Raw genomic sequence first — 480 nt, forward strand, 5'->3', positions numbered from 1 at the left:
TCTGCTGCTTCTTTAGCTGCTTCTTTAGCTGCTTTCTTCTCGTCATCTGTCAAGTCTGTACGAGCGTCAATTGCGTCTTCCTTAGCTTTAAGAGCGTCATCAATAGCTTTCTTAGCTTCTGGTTTAGCTTTGGCTTCTGGATTGATTGCTTCAACTGCTCCAGTACCAGCGTCTTTAGCTGTATCTACTGCTGCATCTGTTGTTGCTGCATCAATTGCTGCTTTAGCCTTATCTGCTTCTGCTTTAGCTAGATCTTTCGCTGCTTTCTTCTCGTCATCTGTCAAGTCTGTACGAGCGTCAATTGCATCTTCCTTAGCTTTAAGAGCGTCGTCGATGGCTTTCTTAGCTGCTGGTTTCTTAGCCGCTGCTGGATCTACAGCTTTAACATCTGCTACACCTTTATCTTTAGCACCATCTACTGCTGTTTGCGCTTCTGCTGCTTTTTCTGGTGTTGCTGCGTTACTTGGTTGAGCATCGATT

General features: G+C 45.0%; 1 protein-coding gene. It reads right to left on the bottom strand.

The window, feature by feature from the left end; all coding sequences use genetic code 11:
- On the bottom strand, positions 1-480 hold a 480-nt coding region (locus HT734_RS09095; protein ID WP_191995764.1), incomplete at both ends, for a DUF1542 domain-containing protein.

Source organism: Streptococcus sp. k-90 (genome assembly GCF_013277565.1).
Taxonomy (GTDB): domain Bacteria; phylum Bacillota; class Bacilli; order Lactobacillales; family Streptococcaceae; genus Streptococcus.